General features: G+C 35.4%; 15 protein-coding genes. 5 read left to right on the top strand and 10 right to left on the bottom strand.

The genetic code is table 11. The features are described from left to right. Positions 1-485: 485 nt before the first annotated feature. The 5 genes from glnA (at position 486) to X929_RS08090 (ending at position 9,865) form a co-directional block, all read left to right on the top strand. Positions 486-1,811 (top strand): type I glutamate--ammonia ligase, encoded by a 1,326-nt coding sequence (glnA, locus tag X929_RS08110; protein ID WP_103067526.1) that lies wholly within the window; start codon positions 486-488, stop codon positions 1,809-1,811. A 124-nt stretch (positions 1,812-1,935) separates the two neighbouring features. Further along, positions 1,936-6,516 (top strand): glutamate synthase large subunit, encoded by a 4,581-nt coding sequence (gene gltB, locus X929_RS08105; RefSeq protein WP_103067525.1) that lies wholly within the window; start codon positions 1,936-1,938, stop codon positions 6,514-6,516. A gap of 30 nt (positions 6,517-6,546) precedes the next feature. Beyond that, on the top strand, positions 6,547-8,067 hold the full coding sequence (locus X929_RS08100; RefSeq protein ID WP_103067524.1) for a glutamate synthase subunit beta: 1,521 nt from the start codon (positions 6,547-6,549) through the stop codon (positions 8,065-8,067). A gap of 135 nt (positions 8,068-8,202) precedes the next feature. Beyond that, a complete protein-coding gene (locus tag X929_RS08095) occupies positions 8,203-9,528 on the top strand; it encodes an ammonium transporter (RefSeq protein WP_103067523.1) in 1,326 nt (441 codons plus the stop codon). Position 9,529: 1 nt separating this feature from the next. After that, positions 9,530-9,865: a P-II family nitrogen regulator gene (locus X929_RS08090; protein ID WP_103067522.1), complete on the top strand. Its 336-nt coding sequence runs from the start codon at positions 9,530-9,532 to the stop codon at positions 9,863-9,865. A gap of 62 nt (positions 9,866-9,927) precedes the next feature. Here the strand turns inward: X929_RS08090 and X929_RS08085 are convergent, their stop codons facing one another. From X929_RS08085 to X929_RS08040, 10 genes are all read right to left on the bottom strand, one after another. After that, positions 9,928-10,704, bottom strand: coding sequence for an inositol monophosphatase family protein (locus X929_RS08085; protein WP_103067521.1), 777 nt, complete (start codon positions 10,702-10,704; stop codon positions 9,928-9,930). 101 nt (positions 10,705-10,805) lie between these two features. After that, entirely contained in the window at positions 10,806-12,401 is a 1,596-nt protein-coding gene (locus X929_RS08080; RefSeq protein WP_103067520.1) for an alpha-amylase family glycosyl hydrolase, read from the bottom strand. A gap of 27 nt (positions 12,402-12,428) precedes the next feature. Then, on the bottom strand, positions 12,429-13,502 hold the full coding sequence (locus tag X929_RS08075; RefSeq protein ID WP_103067519.1) for a glucose-1-phosphate thymidylyltransferase: 1,074 nt from the start codon (positions 13,500-13,502) through the stop codon (positions 12,429-12,431). After that, the gene (locus X929_RS08070) at positions 13,499-15,394 is read right to left on the bottom strand and encodes a polysaccharide biosynthesis protein (RefSeq protein WP_103067518.1); all 1,896 of its coding nucleotides are present in this window, start codon (positions 15,392-15,394) and stop codon (positions 13,499-13,501) included. The genes X929_RS08075 and X929_RS08070 overlap by 4 nt, the downstream gene beginning before the upstream one ends. Beyond that, complete coding sequence (locus X929_RS08065) at positions 15,378-16,631, bottom strand: DegT/DnrJ/EryC1/StrS family aminotransferase (RefSeq protein WP_103067517.1); 1,254 nt, start codon at positions 16,629-16,631, stop codon at positions 15,378-15,380. Before X929_RS08065 ends, X929_RS08070 begins: the two co-directional genes overlap by 17 nt. 265 nt (positions 16,632-16,896) lie before the next feature. Continuing rightward, entirely contained in the window at positions 16,897-17,751 is an 855-nt protein-coding gene (locus tag X929_RS08060) for a hypothetical protein (protein WP_103067516.1), read from the bottom strand. Between the two features lie 25 nt (positions 17,752-17,776). Then, positions 17,777-19,042, bottom strand: coding sequence for a histidine--tRNA ligase (gene hisS, locus X929_RS08055; protein ID WP_103067515.1), 1,266 nt, complete (start codon positions 19,040-19,042; stop codon positions 17,777-17,779). Between the two features lie 331 nt (positions 19,043-19,373). Further along, complete coding sequence (locus X929_RS08050) at positions 19,374-19,745, bottom strand: S1 RNA-binding domain-containing protein (protein WP_103067514.1); 372 nt, start codon at positions 19,743-19,745, stop codon at positions 19,374-19,376. 244 nt (positions 19,746-19,989) lie between these two features. After that, positions 19,990-20,205 carry a 50S ribosomal protein L31 gene (gene rpmE / locus X929_RS08045; RefSeq protein ID WP_103067513.1) on the bottom strand — a complete coding sequence of 72 codons (216 nt, stop codon included), beginning with the start codon at positions 20,203-20,205 and terminating at the stop codon, positions 19,990-19,992. 82 nt (positions 20,206-20,287) lie between these two features. Further along, the gene (locus X929_RS08040) at positions 20,288-20,716 is read right to left on the bottom strand and encodes a hypothetical protein (RefSeq protein ID WP_103067512.1); all 429 of its coding nucleotides are present in this window, start codon (positions 20,714-20,716) and stop codon (positions 20,288-20,290) included. Positions 20,717-20,962 lie beyond the last annotated feature (246 nt).

The following is a 20,962-nucleotide window of genomic DNA, read 5'->3' as shown; positions in this document are numbered from 1 at the left end:
ATAATATCTTAATAGGCGGAAGCGTTTGCTGCAGTATGCAAACTAAGTTTTTAAATGATTTTGGCCTTTAATTTGAGGTTTTTAAGGGGTTTACCCTTTTGCAGTCTTGTGCAAAAAGCTTTTTTATAATAATCTTTGATTTTGAATTTGGGGATCTTAAGGGGTTCACCCTTTTGCAGTCTTGTGCAAAAAGCTTTTTTATAATAAACTTCGATTTTGAATTTGGGGATCTTAAGGGGTTTACCCTTTTGCAGTCTTGTGCAAAAAGCTTTTTTATAATAATCTTTGATTTTGAATTTGGGGATCTTAAGGGGTTTACCCTTTTGCAGTCTTGTGCAAAAAGCTTTTTTATAATAATCTTTGATTTTGAATTTGGGGATCTTAAGGGGATTACCCCTTAACGTTCGGGTGAAGGGCTGCTAAATCAAGTTTTTGAGTTACTAATGACATCAAAAATTCTACTTTATTGGGAGGGGAAAAAATTTATGACAAAAGAGGAATTATTGGAACAGATAGAAAGTCAAGGTATAAAGTATATTAGACTCCAGATTACAGATATCAACGGTGCTTTGAAAAACGTCGAAATTCCATCTACAGAGTTAGAATCTTCCTTGACTAATGGGACTATGTTTGATGGTTCATCGATTGAAGGGCTTGTTAGAATCAATGAATCCGATATGTTGCTTAAACCGGATATAGACACCTTTACAGTTTTACCATGGACCGTTGAAAGGGAAAAAGTAGGTAGGTTTATTTGTGATATTTATACTTCTGATGATAAGCATTTTCCGGGAGATCCAAGGTATGTGTTGAAGAAAGTCATGAATGAGATGAAAGAGTACGGCTATATCCCATATGCTGGTCCGGAACCAGAATTTTTTATTCTTCCAAGGGATGAGAAAACGAGGCAGCCAGTATTATCTCCTCTTGATAAAGGAGGCTATTTTGATTTACTTCCCATAGATTTAGGGGAAAGGGTTAGAAAAAACATGGTGGAAACTCTACAAAGTATGGGTATTCGAGTGGAGGCTGCTCACCACGAAGTAGCGAATTCTCAACATGAGATTGATTTCAGGTACGACAACGCCCTAAAAACGGCTGACAATATTCAAACTTTTAAATTGGTTGTAAGGACGATAGCTCTATTGAATGGATTGTGGGCAACGTTTATGCCTAAGCCATTTTTTGGTATGAATGGTTCAGGGATGCATACCCACTTGAGTATCTTTAAAGACGGAAAGAATATCTTTTACGATCCTAACGGTACTTATCAGTTAAGTAATGAGCTTAGATGGTTTATTGGAGGAGTTTTTAAACATATTGATACGATAACCGTTTTGGCAAATCCAACGATAAACTCATATAAAAGGTTAGTTCCCGGATACGAAGCCCCTGTTAACATCGCATGGTCCGTATCAAACAGAAGTGCTTTAGTGAGGATACCGATGTCGAGAGGTGAAGGAACTAGGTTAGAACTGAGATCTCCAGATCCAACAGCAAATCCTTATTTACTGTTAGCAAGTGTATTTTCATCTGGTTTAGAAGGTATAAAAAACAAGATAGAACCTCCTCAACCTGTTGATGGAAATATTTACGAAATGGACTACAAAGAAAAGAACGAAAAAAATATTAGATATTTACCTGGTTCACTCCAAGAATCCTTGGAAGCTCTGAAAAAAGATGAATTTATGAAAGAAGTCTTGGGAAAACATATATTTGAAAAATTTATAGAATTAAAAGAAAAGGAGATTGAAGAGTTTAAGATAGCGGTAACAGATTGGGAGATTAGTAAGTACATAAACCAATTTTGATAAACCTTTAATATCTATTATTATTATTATTTTCTTTTTTTGTACATAAAACCGGGGTTCCAAAAAGTATTATACAGAAACACGCTGTATTGGGGCAGTCTCCAATATGTGAGGGAGGGTTAAAATGAATAATGGACTTTACGATCCAAAGTTTGAGCATGATGCTTGTGGAGTTGGATTAGTTGCAAGTACAAAAGGAATAAAGTCACATGAAATAGTTGACAAATCGTTGACCGTTTTAAAAAATATGGCTCATCGTGGCGCACGAGGTAGAGAAGAAAACGATGGGGACGGAGCAGGGGTACTGCTGCAGCTTCCCCATGATTTTTTAATAAACGTATCAAAACGCTTAGGACTCACGCTTCCAAATCAAAGTGAATATGCCGTGGGTATGATTTTCTGCTTCCAGGATAAAACACTTATAAATATCTTCAAACAACAATTTGAAAAAATAGTCACCAATCAAGGCCAAAAGGTGATAGGTTGGAGGGATGTACCTATCAACAAAGCATTTGTTGGCCCAACTGCATTAAAAAGTATGCCATCTTTTCTACAAGTTTTTATCGCTAAGAATCCTACCTTGAAATCTGAAATAGAATTTGAACGAAAATTGTACCTAATTAGGAAAAAAAGTGAAAAAGAGATAAAAATACCGTACACAGCTGAAAATAAAACCTTTTATATAGCCAGTTTATCTTCTAAAACAATTGTTTATAAAGGGATGTTAACAGCGGAACAATTAAAGTACTTTTTCCCTGATTTGACTGATCCTCTTTTCAAATCGGCTTTTTCTATTGTACACTCAAGATTCAGCACGAACACATTTCCCAGTTGGGAACGAGCTCACCCCTATAGGTATATGGTTCACAACGGAGAGATAAACACTATAATTGGTAACGTTAATTGGATGAGGGCAAGGCAATCCAAGGTAAACACTGATATCTTTGAAGAAAACATCAACGATATTTTTCCCATAATCGATGAGGATGGTAGTGATTCAGCAATGTTTGACAACAATTTAGAATTCCTTTATTTATCTGGTAGATCGTTACCACATTCGATAATGATGATGATACCAGAACCTTGGGAAAACAATCAAACAATGGATGCAGAAAAGAAAGCTTTTTATGAATTTCATAGTTGCTTAATGGAACCTTGGGATGGTCCTGCGGCGATTATTTTTACCGATGGTACCAAAGTAGGTGCAACACTGGACAGAAACGGATTAAGGCCATTAAGATACTACATAACGAATGATGAATTGGTACTTGCTTCAGAAGCTGGGGTCCTTGAAATACCTCCTCAAAAGATTTCAACTAAGGGAAGGATCACGCCAGGGAATATGTTGTTGCTGGATATTGACACAGGTCGAATTCTAAATGACGAAGAGATAAAACGACCGATAATTTCAGAAAAGCCCTATTTTTCATGGGTAAAAGAGAACATTGTGAATCTTGAAGATCTTCCTGAGCATCCAAAAAAGGGAAATACAGAAATTGATAATGTATCTTTAAATACAAAACAAAAATGTTTTGGTTACACATTTGAAGACATTGAAATGATCATAGAACCTATGGTTATAGATGCTTCTGACCCCGTCGGGGCTATGGGGGATGACACACCTTTGGCCGTTTTATCTGAACGTCCAAAGTTGTTGTATGAATATTTTAAACAGCTTTTCGCTCAAGTAACCAATCCTCCAATAGATGCGATAAGAGAAAAAATTGTCACCTCTACCCATCTTTACATAGGTTCTGAAGGTAATCTTATTGATCCATCATCCATCAGTTGTAGGCAAATTAAGATCAAAAACCCTATTCTTACCAATGATGAAATGGAAAAGATAAAAAATATTGACTTAGAAGGTTTTAAAGCTGTTACCTTACCCATCTTATACAAGGTAAAAGATGGAGAAGAAGGATTAAAAAAGGCGATTACAAACCTCTTTCAAAAAGCAGATTCTGCCATAAACGATGGTGCTAACATATTGATATTGACAGATAAAGGAATTAACCAAAATTATGCGCCAATTCCAGCTTTATTGGCTGTATCGGGTCTTCATCACCATTTGGTTAGAAGAGAAAATAGAACAGAGATTGGAATAATTTTGGAATCTGCAGAACCAAGAGAAGCACACCATTTTTGTACGCTCCTAAGTTATGGAGCTTCTGCTATCAATCCATATCTCACCTATGAAAGTATTGAAAGTTTAGTTAACAAAGGATACATTAAAGGGTTGAAATATGAAGAAGCCGTTCAAAGGTGTAAAGATGCAGCCTTGAGAGGTATTCAAAAAGTATTATCAAAGCTTGGGATCTCAACCCTTCAAGGCTATCAAGGTGCTCAAACCTTCGAAATAGTAGGGATAAAAAAGTCTATCGTAAAGCAATTTTTTACGGGAACCACTTCACAAATAGAAGGAATAGGTATAAAAGAAATAGCTCAAGAAGTTTCTAAACGCCATTCAAATGCATTTAATCAGGTTAATAAAGGATCGGAGCTTGAGTCAGAAGGCCTTATAAAATGGAGGGCAAAAGGTGAGTATCACTTGTATAACCCTAAATCCATCTATTATTTACAAAATGCTGTTAAAAACAACGATTATGAGCTTTTCAAAAAGTTTTCACAATCTATAGTCGACGAAGATGCCAAATTATACAGTTTGAGAAGTCTTTTTGAGTTAAATTTCGATAAAACGAAAGCAATTCCCATTGACGAAGTAGAACCTGTGGAATCGATTGTTAAAAGGTTCAAAGCAGGAGCTATGTCTTTCGGGTCAATAAGTCAAGAAGCCCACGAGGCCATAGCAATAGCTATGAATCGAATAGGTGCAAAGAGTAACACAGGTGAAGGTGGAGAGGATTCAAACCGTTTCGCAAAAGAACAAAATGGGGATTCAAAGAATAGTTCAATAAAGCAGGTGGCTTCTGGAAGATTTGGAGTCACGATCAACTACTTAAGCAACGCTCAAGAGATCCAAATAAAGATAGCCCAAGGTGCAAAACCTGGAGAAGGTGGAGAGCTACCTGGGAAAAAGGTCTATCCATGGGTGGCAAAGGTAAGGAACTCTATTCCAGGAGTTACTCTTATTTCACCACCTCCACATCACGATATCTACTCGATAGAAGATTTGGCTGAATTGATATACGACCTAAAAAACGCTAATAGAAACGCTCGAATAAACGTAAAATTGGTTTCAAAATCTGGTGTAGGTACTATAGCAGCGGGTGTAGCAAAAGCTGGAGCGGATGTAATATTGATAAGCGGTTTTGATGGCGGTACAGGGGCTTCACCACGTACTAGTATAAGGCATGCGGGTATGCCATGGGAGTTAGGATTGGCTGAAACTCATCAAAACTTGGTGATGAACAAGTTGAGAGACAGGGTTACTTTGGAAACGGATGGTAAGTTGCTAACTGGAAAAGACATAGTGATTGCAGCACTTTTAGGCGCAGAAGAGTTTGGGTTTGCCACAATTGTGTTAGTTGCCTTAGGTTGTGTCATGATGAGAGTTTGCAATTTGGATACATGTCCTGTGGGAATTGCGACACAAAACCCTGAACTGAGAAAAAATTTCAAAGGCGATCCTCAATACGTTGTCAATCTCATGTACTTTCTCGCATCTGAAGTAAGAGAATATATGGCTAAGTTAGGATTCAGAGCGGTTAGTGAAATGGTTGGACGCGTTGATAAATTAAGACAAAAAGAAATAAAAAATCATTGGAAAACACATAGTATTGATCTTTCAAAATTATTATACAAACCAGAAATAAAAAATTACTCATTCAGCCAATATCCTAAACCAATAAACAACGGTTTATCAGATACCTTGGACATAACTAAATTACTTCCCATTTGCCAGAATGCGCTAGAATACGGAGAAAAGATTGAGGCCACTGTAGATATAAAAAATGTGAATAGAACCGTTGGAACAATTTTGGGAAGTGAAATAATTAAAAGATATGGTGAGGAAGGTTTGCCTGAAGATACAATAGAAATACATTTCAAAGGATCAGCTGGCCAAAGTTTTGGAGCCTTCATACCCAAGGGGGAAACGTTGATATTAGAAGGTGATTCAAACGATTACATAGCGAAAGGTTTATCGGGCGGAAAAATTATAGTATACCCCCCCAAGGATTCTCGATTCTATGCGGAAGAAAATGTAATTGTTGGTAACGTTGCATTGTATGGAGCAACAAGCGGAGAAACATACATCAGTGGTTTAGCAGGTGAACGTTTCGCGGTCAGAAACAGTGGGGCTACTGCTGTTGTCGAAGGTGTTGGCGAACATGGATGTGAATATATGACAGGTGGGAAGGTTGTTATACTTGCTAAAACGGGTAGAAACTTCGCCGCAGGTATGTCAGGTGGAATAGCCTACGTACATGACAAAGACAATAGCTTTGAATCCAAATGTAACAAAGATACCGTTTTGTTGGAAAAGATTGAAGATGAGAACGAAGAGAACGAAGTGAAACAGTTGATAAAAAAGCATTACAAGTACACGAGTAGTAAGGTGGCTAAAAACATTTTGGACAACTGGGGAAAAGCTAAGGAAAGATTCGTTAAGGTTATACCCAAAGATTACAAGAGAATGATGAAGGCTGTAAATAGAGTACATATCGATGGGATTACCGGAGAAGAAGCTCTTATGAAGGCATTTAAAGATAATTACAAGCAACAATCTTTGGTTCAAACGCATTGAACATTCGCAATTTGTAAAGGAGGTCACTATATGGGCGACCCTCAAGGATTTCTAAAGTATGAGAGAAAAACCCCTGAAGAAAGATCCTCAAAGATAAGAATAAATGATTGGGAAGAATTATATATAGAAATGGAAAAAGATGAACTCCGAATGCAAGCAGCAAGATGTATGAACTGTGGCACGCCGTTTTGCCATTCTGGCATATTGATAAATCATATGGTCTCGGGGTGCCCTTTGAATAATTTGATTCCAGAATGGAACGATTTAGTATATAGAAACCTTTGGAGAGAAGCTTACGAAAGGTTGATCGAAACAAATAGTTTCCCAGAATTCACAGGGAGGGTCTGTCCGGCTCCATGCGAAAAAGCTTGTGTAAACAATTTGGTAAAGGATCCGGTTTCCATTAAAAGTATTGAATATTATATTATAGAAGAAGCATTCAAAAATGGTTGGGTAGAAGTGGATAAACCATCTTACTCTACTGGTAAAAAGGTGGCTGTTGTAGGTTCTGGACCGGCAGGGTTATCATGTGCTTGGGAGTTAAACAGATATGGTCATGAAGTTACCGTTTTTGAAAAGAATGATTACCCTGGGGGTTTATTGACTTACGGCATACCAAATATGAAATTGGACAAAAAGATTGTAAAAAGACGTATAGAATTGATGGGAAAATCAGGTATACAATTCAAGACTAATGTGGACGTTGGTAAAGATTACCCAGCTCAAAAGCTAAAAGAAGAGTTTGATGCCGTTGTATTATGTGGAGGTACCGCTAAAGCGAGAGATCTAAATGTGGAGGGAAGAAACCTAAACGGGATATACTTTGCCACAGAATTTTTGAAGAGTGCGAACGAGAGAATACTGTCTCAACTTTTAAAAAGTGAAAAAGATATTGAGGAGATCTCTGCCAAGGGTAAGAGTGTTATCGTAATCGGAGGAGGCGATACAGGAACGGATTGTGTGGGCGTTAGTTTAAGACAGGGTTGTAAAAGCGTGGTACAGTTTGAAATTATGGACAAACCTCCACTTTTAAGGGGGCAAAACAATCCTTGGCCAGAATGGCCCAAAGTTTTAACTGTTGATTATGCTCAGGAGGAATATGCAGAACTATTCGGTAAAGATCCGAGATTGTATAACATTTCAACTAAAAGATTTGTTGGAGATACAAAAGGTAATGTTAAAGAGGTCCATACCGTTGAAGTAGAATGGGAACAGGATAAAACAGGGAAATTGTTTCCAAGAAAAATAGACGGAACAGAAAAGGTATGGAAAGCAGATTTAGTTCTGTTAGCCTTGGGATTCTTAGGCCCTGAAAAGTATTTAATTGAGCAGCTAAATGTAGAAATAGATAAAAGATCAAACGTTAAAACGGAAGAAGGAAAATATTCGACAAATGTAGAAGGGATTTTTTCAGCTGGAGATATGAGAAGGGGACAAAGTTTGGTAGTATGGGCAATAAATGAAGCGAAACAAGCGGCAAAAGAGTGTAATGAATACTTAATTTCTTCCAATAATAACAATAATAAACAGCGTCGGCTCAAAACGCTGTAGTATTGTTGTTATAAAGCCGACGCAGAAAAATTAATGCGTCGGTTTTTTTATTTTGTAATGGGAGGTGAAAAAAGTCTACGTTAAGTACCATATTCTGGGGTTTGTAAAAAATAAAAAAAGGAGTGTGAGGGTATTATGAAAAGAGCTTGGAAGGGTTTGTTGATGTTGTCCGTTGCCTTTATTTTTCCAACCGTCTTACTTGCAGATAGTTTTACTATGGAGGACGTGGTACGCTCCATCGATACTATGTGGACTTTACTCGCAGCGTTTTTAGTGTTTTTTATGCAAGCTGGATTTGCGCTCGTGGAAGCAGGGTTTACAAGATCAAAGAACACGGTAAACATCATCATGAAAAACTTTACGGATTTTTTAGTGGGCTCAATACTTTACTGGCTAGTAGGATTTACTATTATGTTTGGGCTTGGGAATGCTTTCATAGGTTGGCAAGGAAGTTTTGAATATCTGGGATTAAACATTCCGCTTAACGCTTTTTTAATATTCCAGACGGTATTTGCTGCAACCGCTGCAACTATAGTATCGGGAACAATGGCGGAAAGAACTAAATTCACAGGTTATCTGATCTACAGTGTTTTCATCAGTGCATTTATATATCCCATAGTTGGTCATTGGATATGGGGTGGAGGTTGGTTATCAGATATGGTTGATTTTGCAGGTTCCACAGTGGTTCATTCCGTAGGCGGATGGGCTGCACTGATGGGAACAATGGTTTTAGGGCCAAGAACCGGTAAATACAGATCAGATGGAACGCCGAATAAGATTCCAGGACATAGCTTAGTTTTAGCTGCTTTAGGGGTTTTCATACTATGGTTTGGATGGTTTGGTTTTAACCCGGGAAGTACCATTTCAGGTTTAAATCTCAAAATCGCTGATATAGCGATGACTACAAATTTAGCTGCCGCATCAGGAGGGTTGGGGGCGTTGACTATAGGTTGGTTTATTTACAAAAAACCGGACGTCAACTCTACCCTAAATGGTGTTTTAGCTGGATTGGTTGGGATCACCGCCGGCACCGCCAGTGTTACTAACGTGGGAGCTGCTATAATAGGTGCTTTATCCGGTAGTTTAGTTGTTCTAGCTATAGAATTTTTCGACAAAATACATATCGATGATCCCGTTGGAGCGATCTCTGTTCATGGAGTTGGCGGAGCATTCGGTACATTAATGGTTGGAATATTTGCTGTGGACGGTGGATTGCTCTACGGTGGAGGAGTAAACCTGTTTTTAACCCAGCTTAAAGGGGTGTTAGCTGTTGCAGGTTGGACCCTTGCAACTACTTACATCCTTTTTAAAAGTATCGATTTAACAATAGGTTTAAGGATTGATTCTACTAGTGAAATAGAGGGCTTAGATTTTGTAGAGCATGGATCTGTCAGTTATCCTGATTTAACTCCGCTTAAAGGTCGAAGCGTGAGAGTAAAAATTGATGAGGAGGGTGAATAATATGGGATACAAAAAAATTGAATGCTTTATCAGGCCAGAAAAATTTGAGGAAGTCATTGTAGGATTAGAAAAAGTAGGTATCGAGGGCATTAATGTTGATAAGATCTATGGATATGGTAGTCAAAAAGGTGAGGAAAAAGAGGTAGAAAATTACAAACAGAAAAAAGAATATGAAGTAAAATTCAAGGAAAAGGTCAAGTTAGAAATAGTTACCGAAGAAAGTAAAGTTGAAAAAATTATAGAAACTATAAAAACACACGCGCAAACAGGTAAGATAGGTGATGGAAAGATTTATATTACACCGGTAGAAGAAAGTATAAAAATACGAACCACTTAAATAAAAATGCGCCCTGTGGGCGCATTTGTTTCGTTGGACCAATCAATACGAATTATTACTCTTCATTGAAATTTTTGAATATTTTTTAAATTATTTATCAGATCTTGAGTAATATAAGGGTTGCAGTAAAGAGCGTCCGACTGAAAAATATTTACATTTTTTCCATCGATATCTACAATTTCACCGCCGGCTTCTTTTAATATTAAATGTCCCGCTGCTACATCCCACGGATGAGATCTTATAGATATGAAGGCATCCAAAAAACCCGACGCCACATAAGCGATCTGCAAGGCGGCGGTACCAAACAGTCTAATCCTCATAACTTTTTCTTCCAATGCTTTAAAATATTTATATGTTTTCCCTCTCTCATTTCCAAGGGAAATCATAGCATCTTCAAAATTTTTAGCCCAGTGAGGTCTCAATCTTTTATCATTTAAATAAGCGCCATTGTTTTTTGTGGCTGAGTAAAAAAGGTTCATGAAAGGTGAATAGATAATCCCTATTGTTGGTTCTTGATGTTCAACATAGGCAACCGAGATACAATGTTCTGGTAATCCCCTTGAAAAATTAACCGTACCGTCTATAGGGTCTATAACCCAATATTCGTTTTTATCAGGAGTTTTAGTTAACCCTGATTCTTCTGCTAAAAATGATGAATTTGGGAAGCTTTTATTTATCTCTTGTATTAGGTATTCCTGTATTTGATAATCCACATCGGTTACAAGATCGGTTCGAGATTTTTTTGAATTAACATGAAAATTCTCGGTACTCCACATTTTTAATTTTTCACCGGCATCAGAGACTATCCTTTTTATTTCAATGAAATCATTTTTTGTCAACTAACTTTCCTCCTAAAAAGATTTTGACTACCTTTAGAAACTTTGTATATAGCGCCCTTTCACCCCGCTCCCCACCCTACAATTTGTTCCTCGAAGCGATTTTAACTTATTTTCCAAAAATATTCATGGGGTTGCAAAGTGATATTATCTAATGATTTGCTTTCAGCGGTCAAGTTGTTATAGATAACAATACTTTTATTTCCTTTTTTTCTTGTAACTTTAAATACACCATCTATATTTTCATACGTAGATTTTTCTGAAAACAGATCTTCGTTGGCTTGTTTCAAATCAAGCATCTTTTTTATTCCATGAAAAATCTTATAACTATCGCTCTCTTGGTTGTTCAGAGCTTCTTTTCTTTTCTCTTCATCGAAAGGTCCCCTGTTGAAAAATCTTGAATCTTTGTAGCCTATTTTTTCAGTCATTTTTTTATAAAATTCTTCGTTATTTTCCATTCCTATTTCATCACCATAATAATTTATCGGTGTTCCATCCAAAGAAAACAAAATTGAATAAGCTAAAAGCACTTTTTTATAATCCTTACCCATTTGGTTGTACAATCTTCCTGCGATGCCTTCTCCTTCTCTAAAGTTCCATCTTTCATCGAGCAGATAATATTTCAACATCTTTGCCCTTTCTTCTGGGTCGACGAATTCTAAGGTTAATTCATCATGACATCTTAGAAAAACGAACCATTGACAATCTTCAGGAATGGACGGAGTAATTTTTTCAGAAAGGGTATCTATTATATAGTTTGGATTACCTTCAGCTATGGCTAAAAAAATTTTTGGCATAACCGGAAAATGGTACGCAACTTGGCATTCGTCAGAATTACCAAAGTATGCAACAACGTCTTTAGGAGGTTGATTAGCTTCTGCGATCAATGCTGTTCCTTCTTTTAGGTAATCCAAAGCTGCTCTGAAGATTTTTAAAATCCAGTGAGTTTGAATTAAATTTTCACAGTTAGTACCTTCTTCTTTCCATAAAAATGGTGCTGCATCCATCCGAAAACCGTCAACACCATGTTCTTTCCAGAAGGTGAAAATTTTGATCATCTCTATCAGCACGTCAGGATTTCTGTAGTTTAAATCCGGTTGTATTTCGTAAAATCTATGAAAATAATAGTCACTTGTTTCAGGGTTGTAAGTCCAGTTGCTGTTTACCATTCCTTTAAAAAGCAGTCGGGCTTGAGAGTATTTTTTATCGGTGTCACTCCATATATAATAATCTCTATACTTAGAATCTTTTGATCTTTTAGCCTCTTGAAACCATGGATGTTCATCAGAAGTATGGTTTATTGCAACATCAAAAAGGATCTTTATGCCTTTTTCGTGGGCAAGATTAATGAACTCAAAAAAACTTTCATTACCGCCTAATTCATCTCGAACATTGTAAAAATCAGAAATATCGAATCCTTGGTCTTTCATTGGAGACTGTAAAATAGGAAGAAGCCATAAGATAGTTACACCTAAATTACTCAAATAATCTAATTTTTCTTTCATTTTGTCAAAATCACCAGCGAACAGATCCACATAAGTAGAATAGACCAAACCTTTTTTATACCAAAATTTATCTTTTGGTATATAGGCGAAAGAATCTTTTTTTGATTTTAAAAAGTCTAAGAGCGTTTCCAATTTATTGTTATCAGGATACAGTTTGTTCCAAAGTTCTGTTATTATCTTTATTTTATCGTCCATTATTCTTACCTCCAAGATAATTATCTATCATTTTGGTATTTGTATATTGCTATAATCACCTATAACTAATTTTAGTGAATATGGTTTCCTTTCTGTTGAATAAATCTTTGAATTTTCTCCTATAATAGACGATTCTATCCTTATATACACATTTGAAATATTTGCATAACTTAAGATTATACTATTTTCAATCTCTGAAGAGTTTATATAAGCACTGTCACCTATGCTTGTGTATGGCCCTATGTACGCATTACTTATTGTAACGTCTTCTCCGATTATTACAGGTCCTCTGATAATAGAATTCATTATCTTCGTATTTTTCCCCATATGTACCATTCCTTGAACTGAGGAATCTGATCTTATTTCTCCTTCTATTTTTCGTTCTTTTAAAGTACTAAGAATCGTTCTATTTGCCTCGATCAAATCTTCAGGTTTTCCTGTATCTTTCCACCAACCCTCAACAATGTGAGCTCCAACGTTTTTTGAATTATCTATTAACCATTGGATAGCATCGGTGATTTCAAGTTCCCCTCTCCACGAAGGTTGAATATTTTGAATTGCCTCAAAAACCTTCGGAGTGAATATGTAAACCCCAATTATTGCGAGATTCGATGGAGCATCTTTTGGTTTTTCGACAACCTTTGTTACTTTAGAATCTTCCATCACCGCTATTCCAAATTGTGAAGGGTTATCAACGGAAGTCAAAAGTATAAAAGATTCATAATTTCCTTGTTTAAACTGGTCTATAAAATTTTTAAGATCAAAATTTACCAAGTTATCCCCTAGATACATTATAAAGTCATCATTATCAAGGAAGTCTTTTGAAACTTTTACCGCATGAGCCAAACCTTTTGGATGATCTTGTATAATATACGATAATTTTATACCTAATTGACTTCCGTCACCTAAGACTTTTTTAAAGTCTTCTATATTTTCTGAATTTACTACCAAACCAATCTCTGTAACCCCAGCGTCCCTTATTTTTTCTAAGCTATACATAATGGTTGGTTTGTTAGCTATCGGTATCAATGGTTTAGCGTTTGTGAAGGTTAGTGGTCGAAGTCTTGTTCCTTTCCCTGCACAGAGTATTAATGCTTTCATAGCTTTTTGCCTCCTTGTTTGATTGTTGTAGTTGTTAGCGTCCCTTCGCTAATCTTTGAAATATTTGAATCTGGAATGTAATCTTTTATTATCTCAATAGCACTGTTGTAATCATTATTTTTTATCATAATATTTATTTGGTCTATCAATTCATTTAGTTTCTCTTTATTTATTTCGTGATTGTTGGATTTTGAAATAAAGATTCGTTTGTTTCTCGTTTTCTCGTAATCTTCATCTTCCAAGAATATTTCTTCGTATAATTTCTCACCAGGCCTGATGCCTGTGTAAACTATTTTGATATCTTGATCAGGGATGTACCCGGAAAGTCTGATCAAGTCCCTTGCTAAGCGATCAATATTGACAGGTTCACCCATTTCTAAAACAAATATTTCAGCCTTTTGAGCAAACTGTCCACATTGTAATACTAAAGAGACAGCTTCAGGAATAGTCATGAAATACCTTTTCATATTTGGATGTGTGACCGTAACGGGACCACCCTTTTGTATCTGTTCTTTGAAAATTGGAATCACACTACCTCTACTTCCTAAAACGTTTCCGAACCTTACAATTCCATACTTTGTTTGATAAAAGTTGGACAATGTCTTTACTATAATTTCCCCAAGTCTCTTTGAAGCACCCATTATGGATGTTGGTTTGATGGCTTTATCCGTGGAGATAAATACAAATCTTTCTGCATTATATTCTCCAGAGAGTTTTGCTACGGTGTAAGTTCCAATCGTGTTGATCTTAAAGGCCTCTGTTGGGTTTTTTTGCATGAGGGGAACATGTTTATGAGCAGCGGCATGAAAAACAACATCAAATCCATATTTTGAAAATAAATACCTCATTCTATTTTCATCAGACACATCCGCGATAAGTTCTTCTATAAACGCATCTGAGAACTTGTCTTTCAATTCATTTGATATTTCAAAAATACTGTTTTCACCTTTTCCTAGTAAGAAAAGAGCTTTGGGTCCCATTGGCATAACTTGTCTGCATATTTCAGAACCTATGCTCCCTCCTGCACCAGTAACCAGTATCTTTTTGCCTTTTATGTAATCTTTGATCTCTTTTAAATCAACACTAACTTCCTTTCTACCAAGTAAATCGGAAATATCAACTTCTCGTAGAAAACCAAGTGATAACTTGTTATCTAAAATTTCCAAGATTCCTGGCAAAGTTTTCAGCCTAACCTTTGATGTATCAACATAATCTATGATTTTTTTTATCTGATCAGATGAAGCACTGGGAATAGCTATTATAACCTCTTCAACGTTATATTTATCTAAAAAATCCATAACTTGATTTATTTTCCCCAGTACAGGATAGCCTCGAATGTTTCTTCCTATCTTTTCTGGATCATCATCTAAAAAGCCTACAACCGATCCCTCTTCTGGATGCCTCTCGTACTCCCCCAACAATTCAGTTCCTGCATCCCCCGCTCCAATTATAAGGATATTTTTAATTCCACTTATCTGTTTTTTATAATTTCGAGAGTGTCTTGAAAACCAATATATCCTACTAGCTGAAACAAAGACTACTCCAACTACAGATGCGGTTGCTGCCACACTGAAAGGAAGAGTGAAAATATTGCTTATATATCTTCTTACAAACTCAAAAACAAAAAAGTTGATAAGAAAACCTATGAAACCACTATTAAATACAGGCCTTAATTCGTTAAGAGTGGCAAATCTCCAAATGTATCTATATATTCCAGAGTAATAAAAAACAATTACCATAATCAAGGGAAAGAAAAAAATGGGGGAGATGTACTTTCTCATCTCCACAAAGTCAAACTGAAACCTTATGAACATCGCAACAATGTATGCAAGGAAAAACAAAATATAGTCTATTATCATCAATCTAAAAGATCTTTTAGTCAAATGTTTCATTTTTCATCTCCGTTAAGCTATCTGTTATTATTTGATATACATAATTCTGTTCTTCAAGACTGATATTGGAGAAAAATGGGATCGCAAAAGTTAAAGATGAGATGAGCTCTGTGACTGGGTAATCTCCTTCTTCATAACCAAACATTTTTCTATAAAAAGGTTGTAAGTGGACAGGATAAAAGTAATTTTTAGATTCAACACCCTTTTCACCCAATTTTTTTAAGAAGGTTCGTAAGACTTTTCTTATCTTATTTACTAATTCTTTCCATTCTTTTCTATTTTGTTCCCCTTCAATTTTCATAGGTAGATCAAAATTTCTAACCCATGTAGGTATATGAATTAACTCTGATACCCAATCTAAGTTCAATCTCAAAACGAATACAAACCAACTTTGAGAAGTAACTTCTTGCGGAATGAAAGGTAAAACTACTCTTTCTTCACTTTTAAACAAATCAAAATAATTCATAGCTTTCTCTTTTCTTTTAGAACTTATTTCTTCTATCCGTTTCATTTGAGCAAAACCAAGTGCGGCAGACATCTCATCCATGCGGTAATTGTATCCGAGTCTCTCGCTTACTAGCCATTCACCGCTTTTGCCTCTACCTTGGTTAGACATGGACTTACATAACTCAAATATTTCTTCATCATCAGTAACTATAACTCCGCCTTCACCGGTAGTTATCTGCTTATTTGGATAAAAAGCATATGTACCAGCTTTTCCAAAAGTTCCTAATTTACGCCCCTTATATTCTCCTCCTAGTGCTTCACAAGAATCTTCAATTATTTTTATTTTATCTGGAAGAATCTTAAGTATCTCATCCCACTCTAAGGGAACTCCAAAAATATCTACACCCATAAAAGTTGTAACCTCATCTCTGTAATCTTTGCCTATGAATTCTTTTAAATTTTTGATAGATAAGTTGTAAGTATGAGGATCTATGTCAACAAAGACCGGTATTCCTTTCTCAAACAAAGCTACATTAGCCGAAGAAATAAAAGTGAAAGGCGTTACGATCATTTTTTGATTTTGTTGAAAATCCAAAGCCTTTAAAATCAAATGTAAGGCTGATGTCCCACTATTCACAGCAAGAGCATATTTTGTATCAGCGTACTCTTTTATTATTTCTTGGAATTTTTCTAAGTAAGGTCCCAGAGCAAGTCTTTCAGAATTTAAAACATCCATAATAGTTTTTTTTTCAAAGTCAGTAATATCTGCACCTGATAATGGGACAAACATAGTTGATTTCGCCTCCAAACGTTAAGGGGGTTCCCCCTTAAGATCCCCAAAACCTAGTTTTATTTAAAAAAAATTTTTTGCACAAAGCTGCAAAAGGCTTTGCCCCTTAAGATCTTACAAAAATATTTTATAATCCTTTATATAGCGCCCCTTCGCCCCGCAGCCCGCCCATAATCCTTCTTTAAGGGGGGTTCCCCCCTTAAAATCCCCAAATTCAAAATCATACTTTATTATAAAAGAGCTTTTTTGCAAGAATCAGCAAAGATTACAAAAATTGTTGAAGTTTTTTGTATTCTTCTTCTTCTATATAACCATCTTCTAATAACTTTTCTAATATCTCCTCAGCTTTCTTTTTATCTGATATAGATGTAACATGAGAAAAAATAGTACTATATCTTTCATCTTTCTCAATATTTTTAATTTGATTGGTTATTTTTTCATAAAGGTCCTCTTGTGCTGGTTTTTCAGCTGTGTCGTTTGTTGATGATTCGTTTTGTGTTTCTTGGTCATCTTTTTTGATAAGTTCAAGATACCTTCCGGTAGCAGTTCCATCCTCAAAGTAATGTATGGTTGTTTCTCTTAGTAAGAAAAACAAAAGAAACCACTGGTATATATCGAGAGTAACAATTCTTAATAACATTGCCACGTTTCCGTCTCTCAATTTGATGAAACGATTTTTAACTATTTTGTTGCTAATTTCAGATTCTTGAAGTTGCCATTGGTCTTTGTCAATCCTATTTATCAAACTAGCATAGGAGATCCAGCTTAATAGAAAGCTTCCCAAAAATAAATAAATCTGCCAACTTGGTAGTGTGAAAGTTTGCATCTCCTCAAAAGTTAAACTTCCTACTTGTTGTACCAAATATAGATAAAAAACATTTAATACCAAAAAAGAAACCATGTACAAAACAAACCAAATTGTGGGACTACTTTCTTTTAAATTAGGAAAACTCAAATTATTAGTTTCGTAGACCTTCTTCATCCGTTCAATATGAAGATTTCTATTTCTAATCAAAACGTGATAAATAAAAAATAATAACGCCAATCCAACGAATTGCAGGACAGGTATGTATGACAATACAAAGGTTATAAAAATAATAAAAGGTCTCAGCAAAATCATTCCATTTCCTCCAATTGAAAAGTTTTTATTCTTCTCTTAATTTTTCCATAATGATTTCAGATACCCAATTTCTTTCGATCTTGGTCTGTTCTCCGTTTTTCATATTCTTTATTGTCACTATATCACTAGAAATCTCTTCATCTCCTATTACAACCACATATTTAGCTTTTAATCTATTGGCATGTTTAAATTGTCCAGATAAATTCCTTTTTGATATATTTAAATAAGTATTTATACCTTTCTTCCTCAGCTCTTTTGATAAAGTAACCGCCGCCATTTCACCTTTTTCTCCTTGGAAAGAAACATAAACGTCTATTTCGCTTTCACTTTCAACCTCGATATTCTCTCTTTTTAAAGCTTCTATCACCCTTTCAATCCCTATCGCAAAACCAACCCCTGGAGTTTTAGGGCCATCTAGTTGTTCTACAAGATCATCGTATCTGCCGCCACCTGCTATGACAGCTTGCTCACCCAAATCGGAATGTTCTACTTCAAGGGCCGTTTTGGTATAATAATCTAAACCTCTAACGATCTTTGGATCAACTTGAAAGGGTACATTGTAAGCCTTCAAATATTTTTGAAGGTTTTCAAAATGTTTGCGACTTTCTTCGTCTAAATAGTCTAAGATTGAAGGAGCATTTTTTGCCGCTTCAACGTCAATTTTGCAGTCCAATAACCGCATAATATTCGTGTTGAACCGTCTTTGACAATCTTCACATAGGTTGGGTAACAATGGCTGATAATAAGTTTTCAATACTTCTTTGTATTTTCCCCTACTTTTAAAGGTACCAATGCTATTGATTTTAATTTTAAAATTGTTCAATTTTAGCTTATTAAAGAAATCGTAGATAAATGTGATTAATTCTGCATCTGCTAAAGGATGGTCTGTTCCAAAAATCTCTGCTCCTATTTGATAAAACTCCCTATAACGACCTGCCTGAGGTTTTTCATATCTGTACATAGGACCTATGTAAAATAATTTTTGAGGAGATCCAAACGTTATTAGCGAGTTTTCTATATAAGCCCTTGCTACTGAAGCGGTTCCTTCAGGCCTTAAGGTCAGTGACCTTCCTTTTTTATCATCAAAAGTGTACATTTCTTTTTGAACAATATCTGTTTCTTGGCCTATTCCTCTGCTAAAAAGTTCGGTTTTTTCAATTAACGGGGTTCTTATCTCTTTGTAACCGTATATTTTAAACAGTTTCTTTGCGGTATTTTCAATGTATTCCCAGTACTTAACTTCTTCTCCAAAAATGTCTTTGGTACCTTTTATCCTTGTATAAGTACTCAAATGCTAATCCTCCTTAGATCTTTTTTGTCCTCTATATATGTACTTAAAGCTAATTTTAGCTCCTCTTCACCCGACTCCTAGACGTTAAGGGGTTAACCCCTTAAGAACCCCATAATCAAGTTCAAATTCAAAGTCAAAATCATTTTTAAAACATCGTTTGCACACTGCAGCAAACACTCCCATCTTTCTTAATTATTTTACCACAAAGTTTGTTACTTTAAAAAGAAAAGAGCAGAGTTTAGAATTTTCAAAGACCTAAAAAATAATTAAGAGGGAGAAATTCTCCCTCTTAATGATTATTCTATATATAATCTATAAATCTTATAATTAATTATCTTCTTCTTGTATTCTTTTTCTTATCTAAATGCTTTTTATACTCTGATATCTTCTTTTCGCTGTCCTTTAGATACTGGTTCAATCTTTTTTCGAAATTATGTGATTTTCCAGTATCCTCTTTTTCTTCATCGAAATCTTTTAAAGACAACTCATACTTTCCGTCTTTTGTTCTTCCTATGACTTTTCCTTGAACTTCATCACCAATTTTTAAAAAACTGGATATCTCTCTAACATACTTTTTTGAAATCTTTGAAATGTGTACAAATCCTTCTTCACCATTTTCAAGTTCTAAAAAAGCACCAAACTTTTTGATGTCTACAACTTTACCTTTCACAGAATCCCCTGTTGCTAAACTTTCATTTACCAAAATAATTACCTTGCCCTTTTTTCTTAATCACGAGAACCTTGCTAAGTCGTGATATCACCCTTTATATACGAGTGGCCTGGGTCCGGGCGTTGGTTTTCACCTCCGAGATTTTTTGTTGTGTTTCCAATTGGATATTGGCAAAAATTTACCAATAGCAAGGACCAACTGGATAACGCTTTTTATCTCTTGATAGATTTATTCCTTAACTCTAACAAATCCCCCCCAAATAAGATAATTAGAGATTTTAGTGTTCAAGGAAATCTTTGTATTTGTTCTTAAATTTCTGTACTCTACCTTCAGTATCCAATATTTGTGAACCTAATTCTCCTCTGTAGAAAGGATGACACTCAGAGCAGACATCTAATCTGAAATTGTCAACTGTAGAATACATTGTATGTTCGGCGCCACAAGCACATTTTACGGTTATAAGCCTCATTTCTGGATGAATACCTTGTTTCACGTCTAACACTCCTTAATCTATATTTCTTCCCAAACTATTGTATCATAATCTGATAATTATGTCAAATTAAAAGGGTTGTAGATTAAAAGATATATACTATACCTAATCCTCCACTTAAATCAAAAGCTGTGCTGGGGAGAAACATAAAGCCAGGTGCAATTTCTAAAAATGTTAATACAGGAGTTTCCGGGATAACAAAATTCAAAGCCAACGGGAAACGTATACCTAAATCTAGATCATCTTTTACACCAACATGAATACCTCCACCATAACTAAAATCGACATCGCCAAATACATTTGGAGAAACAGCATTATAATCTGCTTGTATGGAGAAACTGTCATGAGAAAAAGACCATGCAGCTGTAACACCGACAAAACTCCTTAAACCGGTATAACTCCTGATATACAACCCACTTGGTTCACCAATCTTTGCACCTATACCTAATGGAGCAGAAAAAACACCTACAGATAAAATTATTAATACGAATAAAGAAACTAATATCTTTTTCATGTGAACCCCTCCCGATAACTAATTTTTTTTAAAAACTTAAACAACGTTACATAAATATAATATCATAACTATATTAAATTTCTATTAATTTCTTTAAATATTCTTACATTGTTCACATTACCATAACCTAACGTTGCCATAGAAACCTACGAACCAGATTTCACCACTTAATCAAGAAATAAAAAATGAGATTGTTTAATAAAATGTCCCCAAACAACAACAATCTAAAGACAACGTTAGCTTCCT

Source organism: Petrotoga olearia DSM 13574, from assembly GCF_002895525.1.
Lineage (GTDB): Bacteria > Thermotogota > Thermotogae > Petrotogales > Petrotogaceae > Petrotoga > Petrotoga olearia.
This window is presented reverse-complemented; position numbering and strand designations above follow the sequence as displayed.

What these genes read in the sequence shown, in the direction of transcription:
- glnA (WP_103067526.1), top strand. Translation starts at nt 486, where the DNA reads ATGACAAAAGAGGAATTATTGGAACAGATAGAAAGTCAAGGTATAAAG.
- gltB (WP_103067525.1), top strand. Translation starts at nt 1,936, where the DNA reads ATGAATAATGGACTTTACGATCCAAAGTTTGAGCATGATGCTTGTGGA.
- X929_RS08100 (WP_103067524.1), top strand. Translation starts at nt 6,547, where the DNA reads ATGGGCGACCCTCAAGGATTTCTAAAGTATGAGAGAAAAACCCCTGAA.
- X929_RS08095 (WP_103067523.1), top strand. Translation starts at nt 8,203, where the DNA reads ATGAAAAGAGCTTGGAAGGGTTTGTTGATGTTGTCCGTTGCCTTTATT.
- X929_RS08090 (WP_103067522.1), top strand. Translation starts at nt 9,530, where the DNA reads ATGGGATACAAAAAAATTGAATGCTTTATCAGGCCAGAAAAATTTGAG.
- X929_RS08080 (WP_103067520.1), bottom strand. Translation starts at nt 12,401, where the DNA reads ATGGACGATAAAATAAAGATAATAACAGAACTTTGGAACAAACTGTAT.
- X929_RS08075 (WP_103067519.1), bottom strand. Translation starts at nt 13,502, where the DNA reads ATGAAAGCATTAATACTCTGTGCAGGGAAAGGAACAAGACTTCGACCA.
- X929_RS08070 (WP_103067518.1), bottom strand. Translation starts at nt 15,394, where the DNA reads ATGAAACATTTGACTAAAAGATCTTTTAGATTGATGATAATAGACTAT.
- X929_RS08065 (WP_103067517.1), bottom strand. Translation starts at nt 16,631, where the DNA reads ATGTTTGTCCCATTATCAGGTGCAGATATTACTGACTTTGAAAAAAAA.
- X929_RS08060 (WP_103067516.1), bottom strand. Translation starts at nt 17,751, where the DNA reads ATGATTTTGCTGAGACCTTTTATTATTTTTATAACCTTTGTATTGTCA.
- X929_RS08040 (WP_103067512.1), bottom strand. Translation starts at nt 20,716, where the DNA reads ATGAAAAAGATATTAGTTTCTTTATTCGTATTAATAATTTTATCTGTA.